This window comes from Shewanella sp. 0m-8, assembly GCF_052977265.1.
The window spans coordinates 1-2,432 of sequence record NZ_JBRIMB010000099.1; the positions used below are offsets into that span (position 1 = coordinate 1).

A 2,432-nucleotide genomic window follows, 5' to 3' on the forward strand; every position below is an offset into this window, starting at 1 on the left:
GTAACCGTCCGGCCAAATACATCTTCAGCTTACCGCTTTGAAGCTCTATCTTAACTCCTGACTATTACATCAGGAGTTAATATGGCTAAACGTTCCCATGACGATTGGACGAACTTGATCCAGCAACAGCCGGGTAGCGGCTTAACGATTACAGCTTTTTGTCGTCAACATAAGCTAAGTACCAGTACCTTTTATGCCCGCAAAGCCATTATGACTAACACTCCCCAAAAAAACGGGGCTTCGTTTGTTAAGGCTGTAGCGCCTGCAACCACACCGGTTATCACCCAGGCCGTAACGTCGCAACCAACTATCTGTTTACAGCATCAAACTGGGCTATGGACTTTCCCAAGCTCTTTACCTCCAAGCTATCTGCTTGAGTTTATCAAAGGCCTGCAAGCATGTTGATGTTTCAACAGCTTCCCTGTGTTTATCTGCATCGTGAACCCGTGGATTTTCGTAAATCGATAAATGGCTTAGCTATTATCGTTGAACAACAACTGTCGCTACAGGCCTCTGACGGCAGCGTGTATGTTTTTTGTAATAAAGGGCGTGATAAATTAAAAATCCTGTACTGGGATAGCACCGGTTTTGCGCTTTGGTACAAACGCCTCGAACAGGCTAAATTCAAGTGGCCGACTCAAAGTGAAGATGAGTGTATGAGCTTATCAGAGCAACAGTTTCATTGGCTGCTTTCAGGGTTTAATGTATTAGGCCACCGGCAGGTTAAAGGCTTGAGTTACAGTTAATTGATCGCCTTTACGTATGCAGTTTCCCAGAATTAGATCACTGAATTGGCCTTGTTTAGGGTGATATTTGATATAATGACCCCATGAAATTAAGGCTCGATAATTTACCCAATGATGTTGATTCTCTTAAGCAATTATTGCTTGAGACGCTTGCGGCTAAAGATGATGTTATCGAGTCGAAAGATGCTGAAATCGCCAAACTTAAACAATCGGTGCAAGGGTTACTTGAGCAATTTCGCTTAGCACAACAGAAACGCTTCGGGGCGAGCAGTGAGAGCCATGATTATCAAGGTGAGCTGTTTAACGAAGCAGAAGTCACTGCCGATGCGCCTGTTGAGTTAACGACAGGTGATGTCGCTCCCCCTAAAAAACGCGCCAAGCGCCAGCCATTGTCTAAAGACCTGCCTCGCGAAGTCATCACTCATGACATTAGCGAAGCCGATAAACAGTGTGCCTGTGGTCATCAGCTGACCGTGATGGGACAAGATAGCAGTGAAAAGCTCAAATTTATTCCCGCGCAAATTAGTGTCATTGAGCACATTAGGTTGAAATACAGTTGCAAGCATTGCGAAACGAAAGGGACGCAAGCGAATATCAAACAAGCGCCGGTCCCTGTTAGCCCAATCCCTAAAGGATTTGCGACACCTAGTTTACTAAGTCAACTCATTACCAGTAAATATCAGTATGCATTGCCGCTCTACAGGCAAGAAACCCTGTTTAAGCAACATGGTATTGAATTAAGTCGACAAACGATGTCTGACTGGATGATGAAGTCCGCGGCCTTGTTTAAACCCTTATATGATTTACTGCACCAACATCTATTAATACAACCGATAATCCATGCTGATGAAACCACACTCAAAGTGATTAACGACGAGCGAGTAAAATCCTATATGTGGGTGTATTGCTCAGGTGCTGACGGGCCCAGTGAATTAGCAAGGGAGCAAGGTTTACGCAATATTGCGCTGTACGACTATCAAGATGGTAGCCGAGCGAGCACCTGCGTGAGTCATTTTCTTGCGACTGAGCAGTTGGTGTTTGATGGTTATTTACAGGTAGATGGTTACGCGGCTTATCAGCGTGCGAGTAATAAACTTGTGGGGTGTTGGGCACATGCGCGGCGTAAGTTCAAAGAAGCGACAGTAGCACAAGGTAAAAATAAGACAGGTAAAATGAGTAAAGTGGATATGGCGCTCAACATGATAGCTAAGCTGTATCGTATAGAGAGTCAAATCAAGGAGCTGTCGCTTGAAGAGCGGCTGTACTTTAGGCGTACTCACTCAAGTGCTCAGCTCGCGCTATTTAAACAATGGTTGGATAAATCTGCGGCGCAAGTGTCAGAGAAAAGTGCTTTGGGCAAAGCCATCTATTACAGCCTCAATCAATGGTCGAAACTCAGCCGTTATACAGAAGACAGCCGGCTCAATATCGACAACAACCGTGCAGAACGTGCAGTAAAACCGTTTGTAATAGGGCGTAAAAACTGGCTATTTAACCACAATCACCGCGGTGCTGAAGGCAGTTCTATTTTATACAGCATCATAGAAACCGCTAAAGTTAACGGTCTTATTCCGTTCGATTACATCGAACACTGCTTGGAGCAGCTATCCCATCCAAACTGTGACCTTAATAGCCTCTTGCCCTGGCATGTTGATCTAAGCAAGGCGTAGTTCACCGGGCGCTCAC

At 45.1% G+C, this 2,432-nt stretch carries 3 protein-coding genes; all 3 read left to right on the forward strand.

Annotated elements, in window-relative coordinates; translation table 11 throughout:
• Nucleotides 1–81: 81 nt before the first annotated feature.
• The 3 genes from tnpA to tnpC all read left to right on the forward strand — a co-directional run bounded on the left by tnpA (nt 82) and on the right by tnpC (nt 2,416).
• On the forward strand, nt 82–405 hold the full coding sequence (tnpA, locus tag ACVBIO_RS21485) for an IS66 family insertion sequence element accessory protein TnpA (RefSeq protein WP_447173421.1): 324 nt from the start codon (nt 82–84) through the stop codon (nt 403–405).
• The gene (tnpB, locus tag ACVBIO_RS21490) at nt 399–746 is read left to right on the forward strand and encodes an IS66 family insertion sequence element accessory protein TnpB (RefSeq protein WP_447173422.1); all 348 of its coding nucleotides are present in this window, start codon (nt 399–401) and stop codon (nt 744–746) included. The genes tnpA and tnpB overlap by 7 nt, the downstream gene beginning before the upstream one ends.
• Nucleotides 747–829: 83 nt before the next feature.
• Nucleotides 830–2,416 (forward strand): IS66 family transposase, encoded by a 1,587-nt coding sequence (tnpC, locus tag ACVBIO_RS21495; RefSeq protein WP_447173423.1) that lies wholly within the window; start codon nt 830–832, stop codon nt 2,414–2,416.
• Nucleotides 2,417–2,432: the final 16 nt, after the last annotated feature.